Source organism: Pantoea sp. GD03673 (assembly GCF_029844725.1).
GTDB lineage: Bacteria > Pseudomonadota > Gammaproteobacteria > Enterobacterales > Enterobacteriaceae > Pantoea.
This window is the reverse complement of the sequence record NZ_JAOCKJ010000004.1, coordinates 368,843-394,088: the sequence shown is the minus strand read 5'-3', so window position 1 is coordinate 394,088 and position 25,246 is coordinate 368,843. Positions and strand designations below refer to the sequence as shown.

Below are 25,246 nucleotides of genomic sequence, written 5' to 3'. Positions count from 1 at the left end.
AAAATGTTACCTGCAGGCTAAACACCCGGGCATGTGAGCCGATAACTGATGAAACTAATCTGGCCAGCAACGTATGTGGTATTGCAGGCCTGTGATCTTAACCTCTGGCTGTGTAGTGAGCACTCTTGATGACTTTTACCCCTCCGACGCCGCCGTCGCCGCCATTCAGACATGCCGCTGAAGACCGCACTGTCCGCTTTACGCGGCGCAGCCTGCGCACGCTTTCGCTGCTGCTGTTTGGTGTGCTGGTGCTCTCGATGCTGATGGTGCTGACAATTGCGCAGCGCCAGAACAGCGCATCGGTTGAGCATGACCGGATGCTGATGCAGCAGGCGTGGCAAAATCGTCAGGAGGCGATGATTACAGATATCCGGGACTATGCCTTCTGGGGTGAAGCCTGGCGCAATCTCCATGTCAGGGTGAACAAAGTCTGGGCGTATGACGAAGAGAACTTCGGACCGGGCCTCTACGAAGAGTATCACTATGAAGGCGTGTTCGTGGTCGACAGCAAAGGCCACACCACCTACAGCGTGATTAACGGGCAGCTGGTGGATACGCCGCTGGAGGCGTGGCTGGGCAGTGAGACCCGGCCGATGATTGCGGCTGCGCGTCAGCTCAACAATAAAGCGATAGCCCGTGATGCCCTGGTCAATCACCTGCCCGCCATTGTGGTAGCCGCACCGATCAGCAGCGGCAAACTGACGAACGTGCCGCCTATGGCGGGGCCAGCGTCAATCATGGTGTTTGTCAGTCTCTTCACGCCCGACAAATTACAGGCGCTGGGCACAACGCTGGATGTGCGCGGACTCCGTCTGCCCGTCAGTGAAGAGGATGCCCTGCGTGAACCGCGGATGACACAACCGTTGCCTGGCGGCGAGCCGGTTGTGCTGCGCTGGACGCCAAAGATGCCTGGCATGGGCCTGATCTGGTTTCTGCTGCCACTGCTGATGATGACGGCGATCATCATCGGCATCATTACCCATCGCGTCAGCCGCCATGCACTCTCCAATGCGATCCTCTCAGACCGGCGCTTTGCTATGCTGGCGATCAGCCAGCAGGAGCTGGCCAGCAGCGAAGCGCGGTTTCGCGATCTCGCTGAGGCGGCGTCAGACTGGATCTGGGAAACGGATGAGGAGGGCCGCCTGATCTACCTGTCCGCACGCTTTGAAAACGTCACCGGACACGACATGTCACACTGGCTGGGACGACACATTGATCAGCTGCTGACCCATCCCAGCCACTCGCTGGTCGCCTGGCTGCTGCGCCAGGAGCAGGAGGCGCAACAGATGCCTCTGCGCTGCCAGTTTATGTCGGCCCAGGGTAACCGCCGTATCGGCCAGCTGGTGGCGAAAACCGTCTGGCACGACACTCGGCGCATCGGCTTCCGCGGCACGGTATCGGACATCACGCAGGGTATGGAAGCGGAGGCGCGCATTCAGTTCCTGTCGCGTCACGACGTGTTAACGGGTCTGTCGAACCGTGTGCAGCTGCAGGAGTTTCTGACACAGCATCTTGAGAAGCCGGAGGGAATCGCGCCGCTGACGCTGATTACCCTCGATCTCGATCAGTTCAGGCCAATCAACGAAACCTGGGGCCATGCAACGGGCGATGAGGTGCTGAGCCAGGTCGCACAGCGTCTGAAGCGCTGTATCGGCCCGCAGGAGCTGGTGGCGCGACTGGGCGGGGATGAGTTTGTGCTGGTATTGCGTGAAACGAACCGCGAGCGCGTCGATCAGCGTTGTGCCCGGCTGGTGCATGAGATCCAGCAGCCGATCAGCACCGGCCAGCATGTCCATTATCTCACCATCAGCATGGGGATTGCCTGTGTCCCGCAGGATGCCAGCCACCCGGAAGGGCTGCTGCGCATGGCCGATATTGCGCTGACGGAGGCGCGCGAAGCCGGACGCAATCAGTGGGTCTGGTATGCCAGTGAAATGGCCAGCCAGCGCGAGGATAAGCGTGAAATGGCGCGGCGGATTGAGAAAGCGCTGAAGAACAATGAATTTCGCCTGCACTACCAGCCCCGCTATCAACTGCTGACCGGTCAGCTGGCGGGGGCCGAGGCACTGATTCGCTGGCAGATTGCCCCGGATCAATGGATTACGCCTGACCACTTTATTCCGCTGGCGGAAGAGAGCGGTCTGATCGCCACCATCAGCGACTGGGTGCTGATGCGCGCCTGTCAGGATGCCCTGGGCTGGGGCGGCGACCGCTATGTGTCCGTCAACATTTCGCCGATGGAATTTCGCACCAGCGATCTGGTGCAGCGGGTGGCCGATACGCTGGCGAAAAGCGGTCTTCCCGCGACAAGGCTGGAGCTGGAGATTACGGAGAACGTCACCTTTGAACATCCACAGCATGCGCTGGAGGTGATGCAGGGGTTGCGGTCGCTGGGCGTGAGGTTAACCGTTGACGATTTCGGAACCGGCTATGCGGCACTGGGTTATCTGAAAACCTTCCCGTTTAATGGCCTGAAGATCGATCGTTCCTGGATGAAGGATTTCCCTGAGTCGCAGCAGGCGCAATCGGTGGTGGCGGGGATTATCGCGCTGGCACGCGCCTTTGCGCTGACGATTACGGCTGAGGGGATTGAGACAGAAGCGCAGCTGAATCAGCTAAAGCAGCTGTCGTGCGAAGAGGGGCAAGGCTACTTCCTCGGTCGTCCGATGCCACTGGCTGCCTTCAGTACGCTTCTGGAAAGAACCACGCAAAACCAGACTGAGTCGGTTTAACGGACTTTGACCGCTACGGCGGTCATCAGCATCGCGCAGACAACAAAAATAATCAGTTCCATCATGACCTCCACAGAGATAAGAATATTCCTGAAATAGTCTAGCGGCTCACTGTGCTTTTTTTAGGCAGTCAGTGCGATTAATCTTAAAAACAGGCGCGTGCGACATCCGGATTGCGGTTGCATTTAACAACTTTACCTTTTCTGGCTTCTGGTCAGGAGGCTCGCTTTGCTACTCTTGGGGCAGGTTTTACACGTCCAACAGGAGAACAAACGTGAAATTTTATGGAAAAGGGCTAGTGGTAGTGGGTCTGTTTGCTTTAACCGCCTGCCAGTCTGCAACTCAACCTGATACTGCCAGTGCGCCGCAGGATCCTGAAGCAGACCGCTGCGGAGCCTCTCAGTTTCAGCACTATGTCGGCAAACCCCTGACCGCGCTTCAGGGGCAGCACTTCGAGCAGCAGGTGCGTCCCATCCCGTATCATTCTGCCGTCACCATGGACTTCAACCTCAACCGGCTTAACTTCCTGGGCGACAAAAATGGCAATATCAGCTCGGTTTATTGTGGCTGACGACCGGCCTGTCATAGGCTTGTCATAACGGCAGGCGAGGATAACAGCGCGTTTAAGAAACTTCCTCGTCACACAATAAATAGTGCTCGTCTTGTTTATTCCCGCCCCGGCGGGAATTTTTTTAGCGCCCTCGGGCCGGAACAGGAGCAGAGAAGATGAAACGCACAGGGGCACTTCTGCCCATACTGTTACTCAGCAGCACACTGGCGCAGGCGTCCAGTGAAGAGGCCTGGCAGCAGAGCCGTCAGGTCATGGTGCAGGCGTGCATTAACGCCAGCCACCTGAGCAAAGTAAAGCTGTCGGGTGAGCCAATCGAGTATGACGACAACACGGGTTACAGCGCACTGTTGCTGGAGGGGCGTTATCCCCAGCCGCAGATGAAAAACAGACGTGGACGGGAGCTCTGCCTGTTTCAGCGCAGCAGCGGACGGGCCAGCATCAGTGAAGCGGATAACCTGCGCTGGATAAAGTAAACGGCAGGTTCACACGTCTGGCTGGGTGTCGATGAGCTGTGCCAGCAGGGTGCGATAACGCTGCAACTGCGCCTCATCGCCCTCCACGGCCAGTTTGTCGATCACCCGCGCAATAAGCGCTTTACTGGTGGCGGGTTCACCCGCTTCCATAATTTCGCGCAGAATAACCGCCAGCAGATCGGACTCTGGCGGGGTTCGCCAGTTCGGGCTGTTAAAATAGTCGCTGATGGCACGGCTGGCGCTGCCAGGTTGCATTCTCATTTCCCTACCTCCGCTGAAACACTCTCCCGACCCTTACGCCTGCGTAAGGGCATATGTGTATGTCATAAGCTGGACTGCCCCAGCGTAGCCGGATGATCTACCGTTTTTTAGCGGAGGACGTCGCGCCAGGCGGAATGATCGCCGCATCGCCAAGACTGACGATTTTTTAAACATAGAAGCGGGGTGAAGGGTTGTCAGTAACAGAATGACATATTTTTTCATATTGATGAGGGCGGGTTGAGGAAGAGGGCGTCAGAGCAGGTTGCCCACCGCGAGGTTCACGCTGTAAACCGCAGATCAGGGACATTTTTCGCGGGTATAGTGTGCTGAATCAGAAAGAATGCGGTCTTTTGCCGTTTGTGCCATGTTTTGTCGGTCACGCTGACAACGCCCGCGGTAGACTGAACGTTCCTTCTCTTAACATCATCTGCTCATGCCACGTTCGCCTGAATCCTGGAAAATAAACCTGATCTCGGTCTGGTTTGGCTGTTTTTTTACTGGCCTGGCTATCAGCCAGATTATCCCGTTTCTGCCGCTCTACCTTGAGCAGCTTGGCGTCACCGGTGGCGAATCACTGAGCCTCTGGTCGGGTCTCACCTTCAGCATCACCTTTGTGATCTCGGCGGCAGTGGCCCCGCTGTGGGGCAGTCTGGCCGATCGCAAAGGCCGTAAGCTGATGCTGCTGCGCGCCGCGTCTGGCATGGGAGTGGTGATTCTGCTTCAGGCGTTTGTCACCGAAGCCTGGCAGCTACTGCTGCTGCGCGCCCTGATGGGGCTGACCTCCGGCTACATCCCCAACGCCATGGCGCTGGTGGCCGCTCAGGTTCCGCGTGAACGCAGCGGCTGGGCGCTGAGCTGTGTTTCAACCGGGCAGATTGGCGGAGTGATTCTGGGGCCGATGCTGGGCGGGCTGCTGGCAGACTGGGTCGGTTTGCGTATGGTGTTTCTTGTCACCGCCGCGCTGCTGATGGTGAGCTTTCTGGTGACGCTGTTCCTGATTAAAGAGACGGGGTATACCCCGGTCAGTAAAAAGGAGACGCTCAGCGGACGTGACGTGTTCCGCTCGCTGGATAACCCGAAACTGATGCTCTGCCTGTTTTTCACCACGATGGTGATCCAGATGTGCAACGGATCGGTGAATCCGATCCTGACGCTCTTCGTGCGGGAACTGGCACCGACCGCGGAGAATATCGCGTTTCTCAGCGGGGTGATTGCGGCGCTGCCTGGGGTCTCTGCACTTCTGGCCGCGCCCCGGCTGGGACGACTTGGCGATCGCATTGGTACGCAGCGCATCCTGCTGGCGACCATGATCATCTCACTGCTGCTGTTTGTTGCGATGTCCTTTGTTACCAGCGCAACGCAGCTGGGCGTATTGCGTTTTCTGCTGGGCTTCGCCGATGGCGCGATGATGCCTGCGGTGCAGACCCTGCTGGTACGTCACTCACGCGACACTATCACCGGCCGGATCTTCGGTTATAACCAGTCGTTTATGTATCTGGGTAATGTCACTGGCCCGCTGCTGGGGGCGGCGGTGTCGGCGGTGGCAGGTTTTCGCTGGGTCTTTCTTGCCACCGCCGTGATGGTGCTGATTAATGTGGTGTTTCTGACGCGTTTTTACCGGCGTCCGAAGACCGCGCTGCCTGCGTCGGCTGACAAATCGTCAGTTCAGCCTGCCAGCGCTGCTGAGTCAGCAAAAACTCAGGACTGACGCTGGGACTCCAGGAGTCATCACCGCCAACACCCATATGGAAGGCATCCAGATGCAGCCAGCAGCCCGCTTCCGGGCGCAGAAGATGGCGGTGGGAGGCGTCACGCAGCTGCTCCAGACTGAAGCGGCTCAGTGAGAAAGCAAACCCGCCGCCGCTAACCTGCCAGCTGCCGCTGTCGAGCTGACGCACGCCGCCGCGCAGGCCATTCTCACCGGGGAAAATGTAGGGCGTTGAAAGCTGATCCAGCGGCAGTTGCCAGCGGGAAAACTGTGCAGCCAGCTGGCGATCGGGATAGTTCTCATGCGGCCCCAGGCCGAGCCAGCTCACCTGCTGCGGAATCTGCACCAGCGCGCAGCGCAAGCCGATGCGTGCGGGGGGCGGCAAGCCGCGTGACTGCTCAACGGAAAGCTGTAGCTGTAACTCACCCTGTGCGGTGATCAGATAACGTTTCCGGCTGATAAAGGCGCACTGGCCGTTGGCGAGCCAGCGGTGCAGCGTCTCAATCTGCACCGCGTGCGACAATGCATTCGCGGTGATCGACACCCGCTGGCTGCTCATCTGGTCATAACCCGCCGCTTTCCAGCGTTCGACCCACGCGTTCGGATCGACCCGCTCCGCTTCGCTGGTGCCGATATCATTGTCCAGCGGCGCGCGAATAAAGCAGTCCTGAAGCGGGGAGAGCAGCGTCGGCTGTTCATCAACAAACCATTGCGTCAGTTCGCCGCTGTGGCGTGAAAAATGCCAGCGTTGCTGCTGATGGGTGACGATTATTTCACTGGCGTCCTCATGGAGGACTGGCGCTGCAGCTGTTTCCGGCTGCGATGGCAGCGCCAGCACCGAAGGCAGCGCCCACTGGTGCCAGGCAACACGCCAGTCGGCGGCGCTCCAGCGGGTTGGGTGAATCTGATGAACCGCGACATTAAGCCAGCATTCGCCGTGTAACGCTGGCGGTGACGGCAGCGTGATCCGCTGGTCTCCCTGCGCGGCGATATCCAGCATGACTTCACCTTCCGCCACCCTGTGTCCTTCCTGCTCAATGCGCCAGCGCAGCACTTCATTGTCGCTGTGACGGAACAGATAGTCGCTGCTGACCGTAAAGCTCAGCGGATCGCCGGGATCGACCGTGAACTGGAAGAACTGCTGGGCGCGCTGGGCTTCATAAAGCGCCGGATGCGGCGTGCGATCGGCAAACACCAGCCCGTTCATACAGAACTGGCGATCGTTAGGTTTATCGCCAAAATCGCCGCCGTAGGCCTGCCAGGGCTGGCCCTGGTCGTCATAGCGGGTCAGGCTTTGATCAACCCAGTCCCAGACGAAGCCACCCTGCAGACGCGGAAACTGGCGGAACGCCTCCCAGTACTTCGCAAAACCGCCGAAACTGTTGCCCATCGCATGGGCGTATTCACACAGGATCAGCGGGCGCGTCTCACCCGGCAGACCGATCCACTTTTTCAGCGACCATTTCGGCACGGCCGGGAACGGCTGATCTTCATCGACCCTGGCATACATCGGGCAGATAATATCGGTTGCGGCGGTATCCGCACCGCCGCCTTCATACTGAACAGGACGGGTTGGGTCGCTGCTTTTCACCCAGCGGTAGAGCGCATCATGCGTGGCACCATGCCCCGACTCATTGCCCAGCGACCAGATAATAATGCTGCAGTGGTTACGATCGCGCTGCACCATGCGCGTCACGCGCTCGCTGTAGGCGGCAAACCAGCGCGGATCGTCGGAGAGCCGGTTCATCGGCTGCATGCCGTGGGTTTCGATATTCGCCTCATCCACCACATAAAGCCCATACTGGTCACACAGCCGATACCAGAGCGGATGATTGGGATAGTGCGAACAGCGCACCGCATTGAAATTGTGTTGCTTCATCAGCTCAATGTCACGGCGCATCGTCGCTTCATCCACCACCTGTCCTCGCTCCGGGTGATGTTCGTGGCGGTTGGTGCCGCGGATCAGCAGCGGTTTACCGTTGAGACAGAGCAGGCCGTTGTCGATAGTGACCTGACGGAAGCCGACATCATATGCTTCCACTTCGATCAGCTGCTGGTTCTCATCCAGCAGCGCCAGCGTGGCGCGATAGAGGTGAGGCGTTTCGGCGCTCCACAGCGCGGGCTGCTCCACCGGCAGACTGAGCAGGGCGCGTTCAGGATAATGACCCCGTTCGTCAATAATGGCGCTGCCCAGCGGCTGCTGACACTGCGCAATCTGCTGTTCACCCTGCCACAGCGTCAGGCGCAGCTGATAGTGCGAGGTGACGTCAGGCGGCAGAGCAACGCGGACCTGAGTGCGCAGAGTGGCAGTGTAAAACGCCGGGCTGAGCCGGGTTTCCAGCTGCACATCGGCCAGATGCACCCGCGGTTTATGCAGCAACGTGACGTCACGGAAAATGCCGCTCATCCGCCACATATCCTGATCTTCCAGATAGCTGCCGTCGCTCCAGCGCAGCACCATCACCGCCAGCCGGTTTTTGCCCGGTCGCAGCGCGGGCGTCAGGTCGAATTCGGCAGGCAGGCGGCTGTCCTGAGAGTAGCCAATCCAGCGTCCGTTACACCACAGATGAAAGGCCGAATTGACGCCGTCAAAGATGATGCGTGTCTGCCCGGAAGCAAGCCAGTCAGCGTCGGCATTGAATGTGAGCGAGTAACATCCGGTTGGGTTCTCTTTGGGCACATACGGGGGATTAACCGGAATGGGATACTGCACGTTGGTGTAAATGGGCGCATCAAAGCCCTGCATCTGCCAGTTTGCCGGGACCGGAATTGTTGTCGCATCCGGCAGATCCTGCAGTAACCAGCTGGCCGGGACCGCCTCAGGCTGCGAAAAATAACTGAAGCCCCACTCGCCATTCAGGCTTTGCTGTGACCGAGAGGGACTGTCATCACGCGCTGCCATTTCATCCCGCCAGCTGGCAAAGGGCGGGTGCGCATCCAGCCGATGCAGCGAGGTCACAACCGGATTTTCCCAGTCGCGCCGGGAGAGGATGTCACTGAAAGCAGCCTGAGAGAGAGTCATGATTGTATCCTGTAAATGTAATGCGCTCACAATGCGCAAATTTATGCAGGCTGTAAAGCGTCCGCCATCCCGATTTGCACAAATAGTTTGCTCCGGTAACGGGGCGCGATGTTGAGAATGTGGCGGTTTACTGACAGTAAAACGTTAAGTCTGGTCAGCAAAGATGAACAGGCACCGGATGCGGAGGAATCTCACTTGCCGCCATGCGGGTCGCTTCATACACTCAGCCCGATTTTATCACCCTGAGGTAACTATGGTACGAATCGTTAAGCTGGCTGCCGTTGTGGCATTGGTGACTGCGTTAAGCGGATGTCTTTTCCCGCCTCCTGGCGGCGGCGGTGGTGGAGGTGGTGGCTGGGGCGGACCCGGCGGCGGGCCGGGCCGCGGATTCGTCGATCCGCGCTAAGCCTCGCCTGTTGATTACTGGCAGGCGAAACGTTTAACAGCGGTGATGTTTGCCCGCAAAACGTTTCGCCTGCAAGGTTAGCCGGAAACGACTGAGAAGCGGGCAGGAATGTGGGTTAACTCACTGAAAAAAGGGCTATTGCCCTCTTTTTTTTTAACCAGTGTGGTGATAATTTCAGCTTTTCATCACCGCTGAGGCAACAGCATGAAAAACCTGATTGCTGAGTTACTGGTTAAGCTGGCTGAAAAAGAGGCGACAGCGAAAGAGCAGGTTGCGCAGATAGAGGCGCTGGAAATTGTTGTGACCGCACTGGTTCGCAAGCTGGAGCCGCAACAGCATCTTGAAATGACTGCCACGATTGAAACCGCCATCAACAACGTGGCCGATGCAGACAATGACGATGTGCGCCTGTTGCGCAATTACCTCGAAAAGCTGCTGCGGTACCCCCGCCAGTAACGACCCCGGAGCCAGGCGGGAATGGGATCTTCACATCACTTTAACCTGAAACATTTTCCGCTTTGCTTATTCGCTGCCAGAATAACAGGGGATAATCCACTGTGGAGATAAGAAGATGAAAGTCGGTTTAATGGCGATGATGATGGCGGGTCTGCTGGTCAGTGGTCTGGCGGGTGCGGCGGAGAAAACGCCGCAGCAGGAAAAAATGACGATGTGTAACCAGCATGCCAAATCTCAGGATCTCAAAGGGGATGCACGTAAAACCTTTATGAGTGAGTGCCTGAAAAAGGACAGCAAACTCTCTCACATGTCGCCGCAGCAGATGAAAATGAAAAGCTGTAACGGCGAAGCTGGCGATAAAAAGCTGGCGGGCGATGCGCGCAAAACCTTTATGAGCCAGTGCCTGAAAAAAAGCTGATCGCGTCCCACGGCCACCCAGGTGGCCGCTTCTCCCTGTCGCGCACTGCCGACCCATCTCCCGCCCGGCGCGGATTAAATTACCTGCTATAACAGCCAGTTAACTTTCTGATAAACATTCATCGTCAGGCTTCCCGGTTCCTTTGCCACACTTACTGTTTGTGGGGATTTGCGACGGCCCTTGTTTTGCCGCGCAGCACCAGACCAGAAACAGCGAAAGGAGCCATGCCGTGAACTATCAATTTACCGCCGACCTGAACGATTTGCCCCAGCGACAGCCGGTTAAAAAAACGCTTGGCGAGGTGGAGGTGTTACTGATTCGCGACGGGGAAAACGTCCGTGCTTATCAGGCGAAATGCCCGCACGCGGGTGCGCCGCTGGAGCAGGGCGCGATCTGCGGCGACCGGCTGGTCTGTCCGTGGCATAAAGCCGCGTTTCATCTGGCCGACGGCAAAATGTGTGAGCCACTGGCGTTAGCCAATCTCAAACAGTATCCGCTCCGCATCGAAGAGGGGCGGGTGCTGGTGAATCCGAAAGCGATGTCACCCGCAGCCCCCATTGGCAGCGGGGCAGCCGCACCGGTCTATGTGGTACTCGGGGGGGGGCGCGGCGGGCAGTGCGGCGCTGTGGCGTCTTCGCCATGAAGGTTTTAAAGGTCGCCTGATTCTGGTTGAACGGGAAGCGGACGCGCCTTATGACCGCACCGCGCTGACCAAATTTGTGCCGTCGGGCAAAATGGATATCAGTGAGGTGCCGCAGCTGCTGAAAGCCGATGTGATGGATCATGTAGAGCGTCTGCAGGCCAGGGTGAGTCGCCTGGATGCTCAGCAGCAACGATTGATCTTAGAGGATGGCGAAACACTCGCCTTCGATAAATTGCTGATCGCCAGCGGCGCGACGCCTGTCCGTCCCGATTTGCCGGGCAGCGATCTCGATGGGGTTCATCTGCTGCGCAGCAAAGCGCAGACCGATGAGCTGCTACAGGCGGTGGATGCCAGCCATAAAATCGTGATTATCGGCAACAGTTTTATCGGCACCGAACTGGCGTCGGCACTGCGTAACCGTGACATTGACGTCACGGTGATTGCCCGTCAGGCGTTGCCCTTTGCTAAACGGTTTGGCGATCAGATTGGCCGCTATTTTTATCAGCTGCATCAGGAAAACGGCGTGAAGTGGGTGCAGGGTGAGATTGAAGCCATACAAGGCGATAAGCAGGTGAGCGGCGTCCAGCTTAAGGGCGGACGGCAGCTGGATGCGACCGTTGTCCTGTTTGCCACTGGCGTTAAACCGGCTACCGATTTTATCCACGATTTGCCGCTGGCAGAGGATGGCAGCCTGCAGGCAGATGAGCAGCTGCGGGTCGCTGACGCTATCTGGGTGGCGGGCGATATCGCCACGTATCCGTCGGCACAGGGGCCGTTGCGCATCGAGCACTATCGCGTCGCACATCAGCAGGGGCAGACCGCCGCATGGAATATGCTGGATCAGAACGTCGTCTTTAATCGTGTGCCGTTTTTCTGGACGACCCAGTACGGCACCCGTTATGAGTATGTTGGCCACGCGGCAGAATGGGATGACTTCCAGCTGATTGGCTCGCTGGAGGATAAAAAATTTATGGCGTTTTATGGTCAGCAGGGACAACTGGCCGCCGTGTGCTCATGCGGCATGTATACGCTGACCGCTGAGCTGGTGGAACGGATGCAGCAACCGATGACGCTCGCTGACGCGGTGGCGCACTGTCAGGCGCACATCAGTTAAGCTGCGCGCAAGGCGGGTCAGGCCGCCTTGCGCAACGTCTGCTGAGCTAGCTGCGGCTCAGTTTCTCAGACTTCGCCATGCACTGCTGCATCGCTTCAATCACCGCCGAGCGCATCCCTTTTTCTTCCAGCACCTTCACGGCTTCAATGGTGGTGCCGCCGGGGGAGCAGACCATATCTTTAAGTTCAGCCGGATGTTTACCGGTGGCGAGCACCATCTGGGCTGCCCCTTTCACCGCCTGGGCAGCAAACTGATAGGCCTGGGCGCGTGGCATGCCGCCCAGTACGGCCGCATCCGCCATCGCCTCAATAAACATAAACACATAGGCAGGCGCAGAACCGCTGACACCGACCACCGAATGAATCAGATACTCATCCACGACGGCGGCTTTGCCAAAGCTCTCAAAAATCGCCACCACTTCATCGATTTCTGCCTGCTCAACCAGCACATTGGGGGTGACTGAGGTCATGCCTTCGCTCACCAGCGAGGGGGTATTCGGCATCGCCCGGACAATTTTGCGGTCATAGCCCAGTACCGATGAGAGCGAATCCAGCGTCACGCCCGCCGCAATCGACACCACCAGCGCCTCTTTTTTCAGGCTGCTGGCCAGCTCTTTTAATACTTTCAGGATGACATTGGGTTTCACCGCGCCGAACAGGATGTCCACTTCACGGGCCAGTGCCTCAGCACTCTCAGCCGCGCTGATACCATACTGCTCTGCCATCGCCTGGTTGGTCTCTGCTTTGCGATCGTAAACGACGATATCAGACGGGGCGATTTTGCCGCTGTTGACCAGCCCGCCAATAATGGCCTTCGCCATGTTTCCCCCGCCGATAAACCCGATTTTCTTTGCCAGCATCGCCATCTCCTTAGGACATTATTCGGTTTTCTCAGTGGGCTAGCTTACTTCAGTCAGCCCGAATAACAAGTCAGCCGCGAGCAGGCTGGAAAGCGTGCCGCAAATAAAATTTGCCATTTAAGGGGAACCCGGCAAGATCTCAGGCTTCTCTGACTGTAAGGAATCATGATGTTTATCTGGGTCGATGCTGATGCCTGTCCGAATGTGATCAAAGAGGTGCTCTACCGTGCGGCGGATCGCACCGCGACCACGGTCACGTTTGTGGCAAACCAGTTTCTGCGCGTGCCGCCATCGCCTTATCTGCGCACCCTGCAGGTGCCAGCCGGATTTGATGTGGCGGATAATGAGATCGTCAGACGCTGTCAGCCCGGCGATCTGGTGATCACCGCCGATATTCCGCTGGCGGCTGAGGTGATTGAGAAGGGGGCGGCGGCGCTGAATCCGCGCGGTGAACGCTACTCTCCGGCGACCATACGTGAACGTCTGACGATGCGGGATTTTATGGATACCCTGCGGTCAAGCGGCGTGCAGACCGGCGGCCCCGCGGCGTTAAGTCCGCGTGACCGCCAGCAGTTTGCGAATGAGCTGGACAGCTGGCTCACCCAGCAGAAACGCTGAGGTTAAACGAAGCTGTCATCGTCGTCGAAATCACCGCCGCCAAAATCGTTAAGATCGCTGTTGTCAGCGTAACTACTGTCCCAGCCCGTATTCTGATCGAGGAAGGCGCTGTCGTTACCGCCGTTAAAATTATCGGCATTGTCGTCGCCACCGTTAAAGGTGTTGAGATTATCATTCACCTCCGGCAGCGGCGGCTCGTTAATGATATTCACAATCTCTTCCGGCTGTGAATGGTGGAACATACTGGTCAGCATATCGGCCATCACCACACCCCCTGCCACGCCCACTGCTGTTTGCAGTGCGCCGCCAAGGAAACCGGTGCCGCGTGGTGCTGCCGCCGGGGCCGGGGCATATTGCTGCTGAGCCGGTTGCTGTGGCGCACTGTTCCACGGTGACTGTTGCTGCTGCTGTTGTTGCTGAGCGGGCTGCTGGCGCGAACCGCTGCCAAACAGTCCTGACAGAAAACCGCCGCTGCTCTGTGCAGGTTGTTGTTGCTGTTGCTGCAACTGTGCAACCTGGCTTTCCAGCGCCGACACTTTCTCATTAAGTTTTTTCAGCGCGGCTTCCTGAATCAGGATCGCCTGCGCCATGTAGTAAGGCGCGCCCGGCTGCGCCTGGAGATGCTGGTTAATCAGTTGTTCGGCAGCGGCATCGCGTGCCACGGTCTGGCTTTCAGCCTGTTTCAGACGGCTGAACAGCCCTTCAATCAGTTGTTGTTCTTCGCGTTGCATGATGTCTCTCCTGTGGCGATTGTTATCAGTATATGTGGGCGCCAGTGTGAAAAGTAAAATTGCGGCGGTAAGCAAATATTGCCAGCCTCTTCCGGCCGCTGTTTTACGCCGCTTTTATCGCTCCGTTACCGCACTGATGCACAAAACGTGCATGCATTTCTCCTTGAAAACATGAAGATTATTGCTGTTCAGGGAACGAAAATGCGTAAATCGTGCCTGACGGGTGGAGGCCTTAATAATTTCCAGTTATTATGCGTCGCATTATTAAGCTAACCATGCAGCCGCATCGCGCGGTCAGGCGGAGGAACGGCCCTGATGTCACTACCCATCTTTTTGATTGGCGCTCGCGGTTGCGGCAAAACCACGGTCGGCGAAGCGTTGTCGCAGGCGCTGGGCTACGCCTTCACGGATACCGACCACCATCTGCAACTCAGCACGCAGCGCAGCGTGGCCGAGATTGTTGCGGCAGAAGGCTGGGAAGGCTTCCGCGCTCGTGAAACGGAATCGCTTAAAGCGGTGACGGCACCCGGAACCGTGATTGCCACCGGTGGCGGTATGATTCTGGCTGAAGAAAACTGCCGTTTCATGCAGGAGCAGGGCCAGGTGATCTGGCTCAGCGCATCGCCTGAGGTGCTGGCAGAGCGGCTGGAAAGTGAACCGGAAGCGGCCCAGCGTCCGACCCTGACCGGACGTCCGATTGCGGATGAGATGAGTGATGTGCTGCGTGAGCGCGCACATCTCTACCAGGCCGCAGCCCATCATCAGGTGAATGCCATGCAGGCACCTGAATGCGTGGTGGAAGAGATTCTGCTTTCTCTCTCTCTGGCGCGCGCCAGCTAACCCTCAGATTTTTCCCGCTTTGGCTCCGCTTAAGATGGCATTGTCTATACTGATCTTATGACAGGCAGCAGCCTGTCCTGTGGAATGTTTTTCAGACAAGAGGGACACAGTATGCCGACCAGACCACCATACCCCCGTGAAGCGAAAGTTGTGCCCGTTGAAAAGGGTCCTGAGGGTAATAAAGTAACCTCCTACGAATTGCGTGCTGATCACCCCAAACCGAATTCATTAATCAGCGAGCATGAAACGGAAGAAGAAGCGCGTGACGCTAAAGAGCGTTACGAGGATGTGGAAAAAGAGTAAAGCTTTGCTGCTGGCAGGGACGCCAGCCTGTCATGCCCGCCCCTGAGCGCTTTTTTCCTGCCTGAAGCGGTTTCAGTCCCACGCCGCGTTGTCCCCCCCTTTCAATCTGATTATTAAAGAAGCGAAAATGACGCAGATTTCTTGTTACAGGCTTTCTGCTCGCGCTTCTGTTCTGCACTCTCTTTGCGTCGCAAAATAAAGCCCCGCTAATTATTTTTTTTACGTTATTTTCTCTGCTGTCGATTCCTGCGTGAGATGAATTGTCGCTTGACCGATTAAGCGCGACGTTTTATTTTCGTCACACCAATTGAGGAACTCAGTTCCATATAGTGGAACACGTAACATGACCACACTTGAAAATGCCGCTGCCGTACTCCGTTTGTTTCAGCATAAAGGCGTGACGCAGGGACATGTCGGTCTCTCATTCAGTGAGGTCGTTGAGGCGCTGGCGCTGCCGAAGAGCACCGTTTCGCGTCTGCTGGCCACGATGGAAAGTCAGGGGCTGCTGGAGCGGGATGCGGACACGCGGGGTTATCATATTGGTCGCGTGTTGCTGGCCGCCGCCGGACATTATCTTTCGGCACCGCTGGTTGACAGTGTTTCAGCGCCGATGGTCAGGCTGGCTGCGAAGACCGGCTGTATGGGATACGTGTCGAAGCTTGATGGGCGTGAAGTATTAGTTATGCGCATGTTTCATGGGCGTCACTTTACGCAGATGGTCACACCGCCGGGCAGCCGAATGCCTGCTGCCGCGACCTCAACCGGTCGGGCGCTGTTAGCGCAGCTCAGTGACGAAGAGGTCCTGGCGCGCTTTCATGATCACTGGCAGGCTGGCCCGGCGAACTCGCCCCAAAGCCCAGAGGCGCTCTGTGCGAGTCTGGCCGACATTCGCCAGCACGGCTGGTCACTGGCCCGCAATGAATCGTTGCCCGGCATCAGCTCGCTGTCGGTCATTGTTCATAACAAACATCATGGCGAAACGGTGGCACTCTGCCTGTCGTTTTTGTCACTGGAGACTGAACCGGGTTTCCCGCCAGCGCTCCTTGAAGCATTACGTGCAACGGCCACAGAGATGACCGAAAAATATGGCGCGTAACTTCACCACGATTTTATCGGCGTAATATTTTCGCCACACCAGGGAAAACCAAGGCCTTCGGGCCTTTTTCTTTCAATCTGATCGTCACGTTGTACGCAGCAACCCGGTTGCCTGTGTTCGTCTCCCCCTGTCTCCTGTATCGGTTTACATCCGGGGCGACGTCTGCCTGCAATGGCTGTTGAAATGCGGCACGTATCAGATCAGTGAAACAGAAAACCGGCGTAAACCTGCCAGCAGGCGGGCGGGCGTTATTTCATTTCTTCTGAACAAGGACTGGCGGGGACATATGGAACGGGTAAATCCGATTAAGCACGTTGGCGTAGCACTGGTTTTAATTTTTCTTTCCATCGCGGGTGCCATTATCGGCATTCAGCTGATTACCACCATTGGCGTAACGCCAAACACCTCAATTATCGGCGCGCTGTTTGCCATGCTGCTGGCGCGAATTCCGCTGCAGGCATTTCGCCGTTATCGTTCGATTGAAATCCAGAACCTGGCGCAGACCGCTATCTCGTCAGCGACCTTCGGGGCGGCGAACAGTCTGCTGATGCCCATTGCCGTGCCCTGGGCGCTGGGTGAGCCTCAGCTGGTGCTGCCGCTGTTCTGTGGCGTCAGTGCCGCGATGCTGCTGGATGCCTGGCTGCTTTATCGGCTGTTCGATACCCGCGTCTTTCCGGCCAGCAATGCATGGCCACCCGGCGTGGCGGCAGCATAAGCGATCAAAGCGGGCGATAAAGGCGGACGCCAGGCATGGCTGCTGGTGGCGGGCATTGCGGGTGGTATTGTCGGTGCCATGCTGAAGATTCCGATGTCCGCTTTTGGCACCGCCTTCATTGGCAATATCTGGGCGCTGGCGATGCTCGGCATCGGTTTTCTGCTGCGCGCCTACGCGCAACCGGTAGCCGGTATTGATATTAATGCGCTCTATATTCCGCACGGGGTCATGGTCGGTGCCGGTCTGGTGGCGCTGATTCAGGTGGTGATGGTCATCCGCAGCCGTAAAAATGATGCGCTGATGGTGAGCCGCAACGGCAATGAAGTGCAGCGGGCGCTGGGTTTTGGCAGCGTGGGGTATGTCGTGATCTCGGCGCTGCTGGCGCTGATGGGCGGCCTGTGGAGTGAGATGGGCATCGCGATGCTGCTGCTGTTTGTGCTCTATGCGGCTTTTGCCGCATTCGCCCATGAACTTATTGTCGGCATTGCCGCCATGCACTCCGGCTGGTTCCCGGCTTTTGCCGTGGCGCTGATTACGCTGATTATCGGCATTCTGCTCGGCTTTCCACCGCTGGCGCTCTGCCTGCTGTGCGGCTTTACTGCCGCCACCGGCCCGGCGTTTGCTGACATGGGCTATGACCTGAAGGCGGGCTTTATCCTGCGCGGAAACGGTGCCGATCTGCAGCAGGAGTTGTGGGGACGTCGTGTCCAGCTCATCGCGGCAATGATCGCCTTTGTGGTGTCCATTCCCCTGGTCTGGTACGCGCATACCCTTTTCTTTGCCGACAATCTGCTGCCGCCGGTGGCGCGGGTTTATGCCAAAACGATTCAGGCAGGTGCTGAACCCGGTATCGCCGGAAACCTGCTGATGTGGGCGATTCCGGGGGCCATTATCCAGTTGACTGGCGGGCCGAAACGCCAGTTGGGCGTCCTGCTCGCCACCGGTTTATTAATTAATAACGCGATGGCGGGCTGGGCGGTAGTGGTGGGGATCGCCTTACGCATTGTGATTATTCGCATCTGGGGCGAACGGGGCCGCTCGCCTATGGAGGTCATGGCGGCAGGTTTTATTGCCGGTGATGCCCTCTACAGCTTCTTTCATTCGCTGTTTGCCAGCAGCAAAAAATAAAGGATAAAGCATGAGCTTGCAGCAGACCCTGGCGGTTTTTGAGTTACTGGACAGCGCCCACATTGACGGGCAGCAGGTCGTGGATCTGTTCGCTGCCTATCCTGATGTTGTGGCCCGCTTTACCCGCGTCACCGGACCCAAAGGGCGTACGGATTTTGTGCGCGTTGATATCCCTGGTACGCAGGGTAAATCAGGCGGCGGCACGGCACCAACGCTGGGCATTATTGGTCGCCTGGGGGGCATTGGTGCCCGTCCAGGCCGTATCGGTTTGGTATCGGATGCGGATGGTGCGATAGCGGCAATCGCCAGCGCGCTTAAGCTGGCGCAGATGCAGAGCAAAGGCGACAGGCTCGCAGGCGACGTTATTATCACGACCCATATCTGTCCTGATGCGCCGACACGGCCGCATCAGCCGGTCGATTTTATGGATTCACCGATTGATGATGTCACCATGAATGACAATGAAGTGGTGGCAAACGTGGATGCGATTCTGTCGATCGATACCACCAAAGGTAACCGCATCATCAATCACAAAGGATTTGCCCTGTCGCCGACGGTAAAAGAGGGCTACATCCTGCGGGTGTCAGAAGATTTGCTGCGCATCATGGAGATGACCAGCGGCCGTCCGGCGGTGACATTCCCTGTTACCACGCAGGATATTACGCCTTACGGCAATGGGGTTTATCACCTCAACAGTATCCTCCAACCCTCAACCGCCACCGATGTCCCGGTGGTGGGTGTGGCCATCACAGCTGAGTCGGTGGTGCCGGGCTGCGGAACCGGGGCCAGTCATGAAGTGGACATTGCGGCAGCGGCGAAATTTGCTATCGAGGTGGCGAAGGAGTTTGGTCGTGGAACCTGTCACTTCTACGATGCCGAAGAGTATGCGCGGCTGATTTCGCTCTATGGCAGCCTGGCGCATCTGCGTCACCGGAATCACTGAGATGGCGAAATCACTGGCGACGCTCACCATTGGGCAGTCACCGCGCAGCGATATTCTGCCATTACTGCGTCAGCATCTGCCGGATGCGGTGACCGATCATGCCGGTTTGCTGGATGGACTCAGCGTGGCTGATATCGCCGCACGCTTCGCGCCAGCAGCGGGCGAAAGGGTTCTGGTATCGCGGTTACAGAATGGGGAACAGGTGCGGCTGTCCGCGCCAAAAGTCGAGCAGGGATTACAGCGTAAAATCAGCACGCTGGAGCAGATGGGGTACGACACCATTCTGCTGCTCTGCACCGGTGAATTCAGCCAGCTCGTTACCCGGCGTGCGATCCTGCTGGAGCCGGATCGCATCATTCCTCCGCTTATCTGCGCCCTCGTGCAGCAGCAGCGGGTCGGGATTGTGGTGCCGGTTGAGGAGCAGATTGTTGAGCAGGCGGGCAAATGGAAGAAACTGCCCGGGCAACCCTGCTATGCGGTTGCCAGTCCTTATCAGGGCGATCCGGCAGCCTTCTTTGATGCTGCAGACAGTCTGAAAGCGCAGGGCGCAGCGCTGGTGGTGCTGGACTGCATGGGATATCACCAGCAGCATCAGGCAGTGTTACAGCAGCGGCTGGGTGTGCCGGTTCTGCTCTCTAATCAGCTGGTGGCCCGACTGGCGGCGGAGCTGCTGCCCTGACGCAGGCGATCACAAACCGCCATCATTTCGCGTGACAGATCAGCAGGTTCCCTTCTACACTGCCTGACACACAACATGTGCTCTGGAGAACTATTATGCTCAATGTAAGTGAGTATTTTGACGGAAAAGTTAAATCTATCGGTTTTGACAGTGCGAGCACCGGCCGTGCCAGCGTGGGTGTAATGGCTGAAGGTGAATACACATTTGGTACCGGCCAGCCGGAAGAGATGACCGTGGTCAGCGGCTCGCTTAAAGTGCTGCTGCCAGGTGAGACCGAGTGGAAATGGTTTGAAGCGGGTTCGGTATTTAACGTGCCGGGCCACAGCGAATTTCATCTGCAGGTTGGCGAGCCAAGTTCTTATCTCTGCCGTTACCTGAAAGATAAAGACTAAAAAAGGGCCGCTAAGCGGCCTTTTTTTCTAGCGAATAATCTTCACATCACTCAGGGTGATAGTGTCCATCGGTTTATCACCTGTTTTTGCCCTTAGTGGTGCTAAAACCCGCAGGTCTTCAAGCCAGGCACTCTCTATGATGGTGACAGGCTGTTTGTCTGTCGCGATGGTACAGGCCACCTTCAGATAACGTCCGCTAAATGCTGGGTTAATCTCCCGCGCGTCACCACCGCTGGAGACAGCACAGGTTTCCCGCTGATGACTTTCCTCATCTTTTTCCACGCTACCCTCACTCACCATGTCGTTCTGATAGTGCTGTCCGGCGATAAGCGGATAACGCAGCGTCGAGCTAAGCTGTTTTAAGCGCGAAGGGGAATAGGAAATCGACATGGCAAAGGCGAGCTGAATATCATTGGCAATCGTCAGACGCTGCACTTTCCAGAGACCGTAATCCTCCAGCTTGCGAATAAAGCCCGACTCATCCGCCACCATCTGAACGCTGACGTGACTTTTTCGGCCATTTTCAACCCAGCTGAGCTGGCGAAAACGCGGCGTGGCCCAGGGATGAACCAGAGTTTTCAGCTGCTGCTGCAGTGCAGGATCAAGCGGGACGGCGGCCAGCACCGAGGCCGGATTGCCATTCAGGTCGGGTAGCATATGCTGTGCCGTCGCACCGGAAGATTTATGCGATGCGGATTTGAAGCGCCCCAGCGCATGAAATTTCTTCATATCTGGCAGCGTACAGAGTTGAGCAAAGGTTTTTTGTAGCAGTGGTGTCAGAGCAAAATCAGCTTTACGGCGCGCCAGTTGGCCTCCATCCAGCGAATCGGTCACGTAACCTTTGTCATCAATATCAAACATGGACAAAGGTGTACTGACACCAGTTGCGCAGTTAAAACGGTAATTTTCAACCTTCAGGCTGTAGGGCGCATCAAAGGGCGGATCGAAATCGCTGGCTGCGTAATCGGTGCCGACCCGGACCCGCAATTTATCTCCCTCACGTTTCAGGCTGGCAACGTCAATCAGCGTCGTAGCGCCATATTTATCAGTCGAGTCGATTTTTTCCCAGGTCACTGATTGTTCTGGCAATGCGCAGATTTTTTTCAGAACAGCCGGATCCTGATTGGGGCCAGGCTGAGGTGCGCTGTAGCGGTCATACTCATTGCCATAAAAACGGCCTTGTGGGTTGCCTTCTGCATCGACCATGTGGCGGTAAAGTGCTTCGGAATAAGGCTTTTTGCAATCAAAAGCCTGCCAGATCTGCATTGCGCCTCCGTTTTTACCGGGAATAGCTATCATCACATTCAGGCGATCATTGATGCGTACGGCATCGAAACGGCTGACGCTGGGCGGATCATCCGAGGCGGGCTGGCTGCGTGCAGAGAGTGACAGAAGCGACAGAGTGCAGAATAAAAATAGGTACCGTAATAAGCGGGTCATGGGTGGAAGTCCTTTACCAAAGAACCGGTTATCGGCAAAGTGGGCCAAAACTTCAGGGCGGAACAGCGCCGCCCTATTATTGATTAACGCTGGGCTTCGCCGCCTAACGCTTCAACCAGACTGCTGGTCAGGGCGGCCAGTTCGCTGGTCATCAGAATAAAGTCCGCATCAAAGCGCTGTGCGAAGTCTTCGCGGTCAATATCGTCGTTCTGGTCACGCAGCGTATCGCTGAACTTCAGACGTTTTACTGAACCGTCATCGGCCAGCATGAACTGAATGCGCTCCTGCCAGTCGAGTGCCAGTTTGGTCACCAGCTTGCCCGCTTCGATATGGTTTGCGATCTCATCACACACCAGATCCTGTTTCTTGCAGCGAATGACGCCGCCATCTTCCAGCAGCGCTTTTAACTCCGCTTCATCCATCAGGGCGAAACCGGCGGGCAGGTCGCCCGAACGCACCCATTCGGTCAGCGTCAGTTCAATCGGATTTTCCAGCGTCAGCGGCACCACCGGCAGTGACCCCAGGCTTTTGCGCAGCAGCGCCAGGGTATCTTCCGCTTTTTTCGCGCTGGCGCAGTCAACCATAATCAGATTATTAACCGTGTCGATCCAGAGCCAGGTCTGGCTGAAGCGGCTGAAGGCGCGCGGCAGCAGGCTGTGCAGCACTTCATCTTTCAGGGAATCTTTTTCGGTTTTTTTGAGCTTGCGGCTCTGCTCAGATTCCAGCTTGCTGATTTTCGCTTCCAGTGCCTGTTTCACTACCGGAGAAGGCAGGATTTTCTCTTCTTTGCGGGCGCAAATCACCATCTGACCTTTGTTCTCATGGATCAGCGCATCGCTGCGGTTGCCCATTGGCGAGACCCAGCCGGTCTTGCTCATATCCTGACTGCCACACGGTGAAAAAGTGAAGGCGTCGAGCTGTTTTTCCATCTCATCTGCGGACAACGAAATGTCACGATTCAGACGATAAACCATCATATTTTTAAACCACAACATCGGGATTCCTTACCGTGGCGCGATCGGGCGCACAAGTCTGCGAGAGTCAGCGCGCATGATAGCGAAACATCGGAGTGGTTTCATTGCCTTTAAGGCAGACGCCTTTTACTGTATCTCTCACCTGAACGAATAACGAGGACGTAACCTTGCGCATAGGCATAGATCTGGGTGGCACCAAGACAGAAGTGATTGCATTGTCGGATAGGGGACAGGAGCTGTTCCGCCACCGGGTGAATACCCCGCGTGATGATTATCCGGCAACGGTACAGGCGATTGTCGATCTGGTGACACTGGCGGAGCAGAAAACCGGCGAGACCGGCACGGTCGGCCTCGGGATTCCCGGTTCGCTTTCGCCTTACAGTAAGCGGGTCAAAAATGCCAACTCCACCTGGCTCAATGGTCAGCCGCTGGATAAAGATCTGGCTCAGGCGCTGAACCGGGAAGTGCGCATCGCCAACGATGCGAACTGCCTGGCCGTGTCGGAAGCGGTTGACGGGGCCGGTGCCGGACAGTCGCTGGTGTTTGCGGTGATCATCGGCACCGGATCGGGCGCGGGCGTGGCGATCAACGGAGAATCGCGCATCGGTGGCAACGGCAATGCCGGTGAGTGGGGCCACAATCCGCTGCCATGGATGGACGAGGATGAGCTGCGCTACCGTCAGGAAGTGCCCTGTTATTGCGGGCAGCAGGGCTGTATCGAAACCTTTGTATCAGGCACCGGTTTTGGTATCGATTATCAGCGGCTGAGCGGCGTACATCGCAAAGGTGCTGAGATCGTTTCGCTGCTGGCACAGCAGGATCCGATCGCCGAGCTGGCAATGAGTCGCTATGAGCTGCGGCTGGCAAAATCGCTGGCGCAGGTGGTGAACCTGATCGATCCCGATGTGATCGTGCTGGGTGGCGGGATGAGCAATGTTGATCGCCTCTATCAGACCGTGCCGGTACTGATGAAGAAATGGGTGTTTGGCGGGGAGTGTGAAACGCCGGTGCTGAAGGCGCAGCATGGCGATTCCAGCGGCGTTCGCGGTGCGGCGTGGCTCTGGCCGCTCAAGGCGTGATGTGTCAGTCGGGCAAGGCGCTGCCCTGTTAACGCGGTTACTGTTGAGCGGTGGCTCAGCCCTGAAGTACCAGGCGTTGAGCCGTCACTCCGGCGTGGCCGTGCCGGTTTACTCGCCCACCAGCATCGTGTCCTGCGGGGCGCGTCCGCGCTGCGCTTTGGTGGCAAGGAAGTAAAGATAGCCCACAACCATAATGGCGACAAACAGCGCGCCAATCACCGGATTAAACCACAGCATTGCCAGTAAACAGATGACCGAAAGCAGCAGGGCGATACCCGGTACAATCGGATAGCCTGGCGCACGGAAACTGCGGACCATCTCCGGCGCGCTGCGGCGCAGTTTAAACAGGCTTAGCATGCTCATGATGTACATCACGATGGCGCCAAACACCGCCATTGTGATCATCGCCGCCGTCAGCGTCATCCCCTGCAGATTAATCACGCCATCGCTGTAAATGGCCGCGATGCCCAATACGCCGCCGAGAATAATTGCGCGATGTGGGGTCTGGAAACGTGAGAGTTTTGCCAGAGAAGGCGGCAGATAGCCCGCACGTGCCAGGGCAAAAAACTGGCGTGAGTAGCCGAGGATGATGCCGTGGAAGCTGGCAATCAGGCCAAACAGCCCAATCCACACCAGCATATGCATCCAGTTAGAGTGTTCACCGACGATCATTTTCATCGCCTGCGGCAGCGGGTCGTTAATGTCGGCGAGTTTGCGCCAGTCGCCCGCGCCGCCCGCCATCAGCATCACCCCAATCGCCAGCACCACCAGTGTCAGAATCCCGCTGATGTAGGCGCGGGGAATGGTCCGGGTCGGATCTTTCGCCTCTTCGGCCGCCATCGCTGCACCTTCAATGGCAAGGAAAAACCAGATGGCGAAGGGAATGGCAGCGAAAATGCCGGAAAAGGCGGGCAGTCCGAAGCTGTCGCTGCCCGCCCAGCCATGCGCGGCGAAGTTTGCCAGGCTGAAGCCGGGTGAAACCACGCCCATAAATACCAGCAGTTCAATCACTGCCAGCACGGTCACCACCAGTTCGAACATCGCGGCCAGTTTTACGCCGAGGATATTCAGCGTCATAAACACCAGGTAAGCCCCGACCGCAGCCGTTTTCGGGTTGAGTTCCGGGTACTGCACGTTGAGATAAGCCCCAATCGCCATGGCAATCGCCGGGGGCGCAAAGACAAACTCAATCAGCGTTGCCAGACCGGCAATCAGCCCGCCGGTTTCGCCAAAAGCGCGACGGCTATAGGCAAAAGGGCCGCCCGCATGGGGGATCGCGGTGGTCAGTTCGGTGAAGCTAAAAATAAAGCAGGTGTAAAGCGTGGCGATCAGCGCGGTAGTGACCAGAAACCCCAGCGTGCCTGCCACGGCCCAGCCGTAACTCCAGCCAAAATATTCGCCTGAGATCACCAGGCCAACCGCAATCCCCCACAGATGCAGGGTGCCCAGTGTGGGCTTGAGTCTGTTTGTCATACTGTTATCCCCGTCGTTGTTGGTCTCACGCGGCGTTACACCGCCATTACGCTACAGTAGAAGGGATAATGCCGAAGCCTGACGCGCTGCGACTTGACGCGGGCGCAGTGACTTCTGTCCTCCAGAGTCAACTCACAGGCACCAACCGGGCCAGCTGCACGCTGCGGTCAAC

21 protein-coding genes and 2 pseudogenes are annotated in these 25,246 nt (G+C 57.3%); 16 read left to right on the top strand and 7 right to left on the bottom strand.

Annotated features, from left to right (window positions below; genetic code table 11):
- Window positions 1-128 precede the first annotated feature (128 nt).
- The 3 genes from N5J69_RS10070 to N5J69_RS10060 all read left to right on the top strand — a co-directional run bounded on the left by N5J69_RS10070 (window position 129) and on the right by N5J69_RS10060 (window position 3,776).
- The gene (locus N5J69_RS10070) at window positions 129-2,732 is read left to right on the top strand and encodes an EAL domain-containing protein (protein WP_279770000.1); all 2,604 of its coding nucleotides are present in this window, start codon (window positions 129-131) and stop codon (window positions 2,730-2,732) included.
- 274 nt (window positions 2,733-3,006) lie between these two features.
- The gene (locus N5J69_RS10065) at window positions 3,007-3,303 is read left to right on the top strand and encodes an I78 family peptidase inhibitor (RefSeq protein ID WP_279769997.1); all 297 of its coding nucleotides are present in this window, start codon (window positions 3,007-3,009) and stop codon (window positions 3,301-3,303) included.
- Between the two features lie 155 nt (window positions 3,304-3,458).
- Window positions 3,459-3,776 (top strand): hypothetical protein, encoded by a 318-nt coding sequence (locus N5J69_RS10060; protein WP_279769995.1) that lies wholly within the window; start codon window positions 3,459-3,461, stop codon window positions 3,774-3,776.
- A gap of 9 nt (window positions 3,777-3,785) precedes the next feature.
- Here the strand turns inward: N5J69_RS10060 and N5J69_RS10055 are convergent, their stop codons facing one another.
- Window positions 3,786-4,037, bottom strand: a complete 252-nt coding sequence (locus N5J69_RS10055) for a biofilm development regulator YmgB/AriR family protein (protein ID WP_279769993.1) — start codon at window positions 4,035-4,037, stop codon at window positions 3,786-3,788.
- A 433-nt stretch (window positions 4,038-4,470) separates the two neighbouring features.
- On the opposite strand from N5J69_RS10055, the gene N5J69_RS10050 reads away from it, so the two are divergent.
- Entirely contained in the window at window positions 4,471-5,745 is a 1,275-nt protein-coding gene (locus tag N5J69_RS10050) for a multidrug efflux MFS transporter (RefSeq protein ID WP_279769992.1), read from the top strand.
- Here N5J69_RS10050 and N5J69_RS10045 read toward each other — a convergent pair.
- Entirely contained in the window at window positions 5,627-8,767 is a 3,141-nt protein-coding gene (locus tag N5J69_RS10045; RefSeq protein ID WP_279769991.1) for a beta-galactosidase, read from the bottom strand. The two genes, N5J69_RS10050 and N5J69_RS10045, sit on opposite strands and share 119 nt — an antisense overlap.
- Window positions 8,768-9,377: 610 nt before the next feature.
- Between N5J69_RS10045 and iraP the strand changes: the two genes are divergently transcribed.
- The 3 genes and pseudogenes from iraP (at window position 9,378) to N5J69_RS10030 (ending at window position 11,804) form a co-directional block, all read left to right on the top strand.
- Window positions 9,378-9,629, top strand: coding sequence for an anti-adapter protein IraP (iraP, locus tag N5J69_RS10040; protein WP_279769988.1), 252 nt, complete (start codon window positions 9,378-9,380; stop codon window positions 9,627-9,629).
- A gap of 115 nt (window positions 9,630-9,744) precedes the next feature.
- Window positions 9,745-10,047 carry a PsiF family protein gene (locus tag N5J69_RS10035; RefSeq protein ID WP_013356938.1) on the top strand — a complete coding sequence of 101 codons (303 nt, stop codon included), beginning with the start codon at window positions 9,745-9,747 and terminating at the stop codon, window positions 10,045-10,047.
- A 229-nt stretch (window positions 10,048-10,276) separates the two neighbouring features.
- A pseudogene (locus tag N5J69_RS10030) lies at window positions 10,277-11,804 on the top strand (FAD-dependent oxidoreductase).
- Window positions 11,805-11,850: 46 nt separating this feature from the next.
- Here the strand turns inward: N5J69_RS10030 and proC are convergent.
- Complete coding sequence (proC, locus tag N5J69_RS10025) at window positions 11,851-12,663, bottom strand: pyrroline-5-carboxylate reductase (protein ID WP_279769985.1); 813 nt, start codon at window positions 12,661-12,663, stop codon at window positions 11,851-11,853.
- Window positions 12,664-12,831: 168 nt separating this feature from the next.
- Here proC and N5J69_RS10020 point away from each other — a divergent pair, with 168 nt between their 5' ends.
- On the top strand, window positions 12,832-13,281 hold the full coding sequence (locus tag N5J69_RS10020) for a YaiI/YqxD family protein (RefSeq protein WP_279770103.1): 450 nt from the start codon (window positions 12,832-12,834) through the stop codon (window positions 13,279-13,281).
- A gap of 2 nt (window positions 13,282-13,283) precedes the next feature.
- Here N5J69_RS10020 and N5J69_RS10015 read toward each other — a convergent pair whose 3' ends face one another.
- Window positions 13,284-14,012 carry a DUF2076 domain-containing protein gene (locus N5J69_RS10015; RefSeq protein WP_279769984.1) on the bottom strand — a complete coding sequence of 243 codons (729 nt, stop codon included), beginning with the start codon at window positions 14,010-14,012 and terminating at the stop codon, window positions 13,284-13,286.
- A 315-nt stretch (window positions 14,013-14,327) separates the two neighbouring features.
- Between N5J69_RS10015 and aroL the strand changes: the two genes are divergently transcribed.
- From aroL to ppnP, 7 genes and pseudogenes are all read left to right on the top strand, one after another.
- Complete coding sequence (aroL, locus tag N5J69_RS10010; protein WP_279769982.1) at window positions 14,328-14,852, top strand: shikimate kinase AroL; 525 nt, start codon at window positions 14,328-14,330, stop codon at window positions 14,850-14,852.
- Window positions 14,853-14,963: 111 nt separating this feature from the next.
- On the top strand, window positions 14,964-15,155 hold the full coding sequence (locus N5J69_RS10005) for a YaiA family protein (RefSeq protein ID WP_033731718.1): 192 nt from the start codon (window positions 14,964-14,966) through the stop codon (window positions 15,153-15,155).
- 343 nt (window positions 15,156-15,498) lie between these two features.
- A complete protein-coding gene (locus tag N5J69_RS10000) occupies window positions 15,499-16,251 on the top strand; it encodes an IclR family transcriptional regulator (protein ID WP_279769979.1) in 753 nt (250 codons plus the stop codon).
- A gap of 286 nt (window positions 16,252-16,537) precedes the next feature.
- Window positions 16,538-18,094 (top strand): annotated as a pseudogene (locus tag N5J69_RS09995) (OPT/YSL family transporter).
- Window positions 18,095-18,104: 10 nt separating this feature from the next.
- Entirely contained in the window at window positions 18,105-19,037 is a 933-nt protein-coding gene (locus N5J69_RS09990; protein WP_279769978.1) for a DUF1177 domain-containing protein, read from the top strand.
- Window position 19,038: 1 nt separating this feature from the next.
- The gene (locus N5J69_RS09985) at window positions 19,039-19,716 is read left to right on the top strand and encodes an AroM family protein (RefSeq protein WP_279769976.1); all 678 of its coding nucleotides are present in this window, start codon (window positions 19,039-19,041) and stop codon (window positions 19,714-19,716) included.
- 95 nt (window positions 19,717-19,811) lie between these two features.
- Window positions 19,812-20,108: a pyrimidine/purine nucleoside phosphorylase gene (gene ppnP / locus N5J69_RS09980; protein ID WP_013356948.1), complete on the top strand. Its 297-nt coding sequence runs from the start codon at window positions 19,812-19,814 to the stop codon at window positions 20,106-20,108.
- A 27-nt stretch (window positions 20,109-20,135) separates the two neighbouring features.
- Here the strand turns inward: ppnP and N5J69_RS09975 are convergent, their stop codons facing one another.
- A complete protein-coding gene (locus tag N5J69_RS09975; protein ID WP_279769974.1) occupies window positions 20,136-21,548 on the bottom strand; it encodes a hypothetical protein in 1,413 nt (470 codons plus the stop codon).
- Between the two features lie 83 nt (window positions 21,549-21,631).
- Entirely contained in the window at window positions 21,632-22,543 is a 912-nt protein-coding gene (rdgC, locus tag N5J69_RS09970) for a recombination-associated protein RdgC (protein ID WP_279769973.1), read from the bottom strand.
- Window positions 22,544-22,689: 146 nt separating this feature from the next.
- On the opposite strand from rdgC, the gene mak reads away from it, so the two are divergent.
- The gene (gene mak, locus N5J69_RS09965; RefSeq protein ID WP_279769970.1) at window positions 22,690-23,601 is read left to right on the top strand and encodes a fructokinase; all 912 of its coding nucleotides are present in this window, start codon (window positions 22,690-22,692) and stop codon (window positions 23,599-23,601) included.
- Window positions 23,602-23,709: 108 nt separating this feature from the next.
- Here mak and eat read toward each other — a convergent pair whose 3' ends face one another.
- On the bottom strand, window positions 23,710-25,074 hold the full coding sequence (eat, locus tag N5J69_RS09960) for an ethanolamine permease (protein WP_279769968.1): 1,365 nt from the start codon (window positions 25,072-25,074) through the stop codon (window positions 23,710-23,712).
- Window positions 25,075-25,246: the final 172 nt, after the last annotated feature.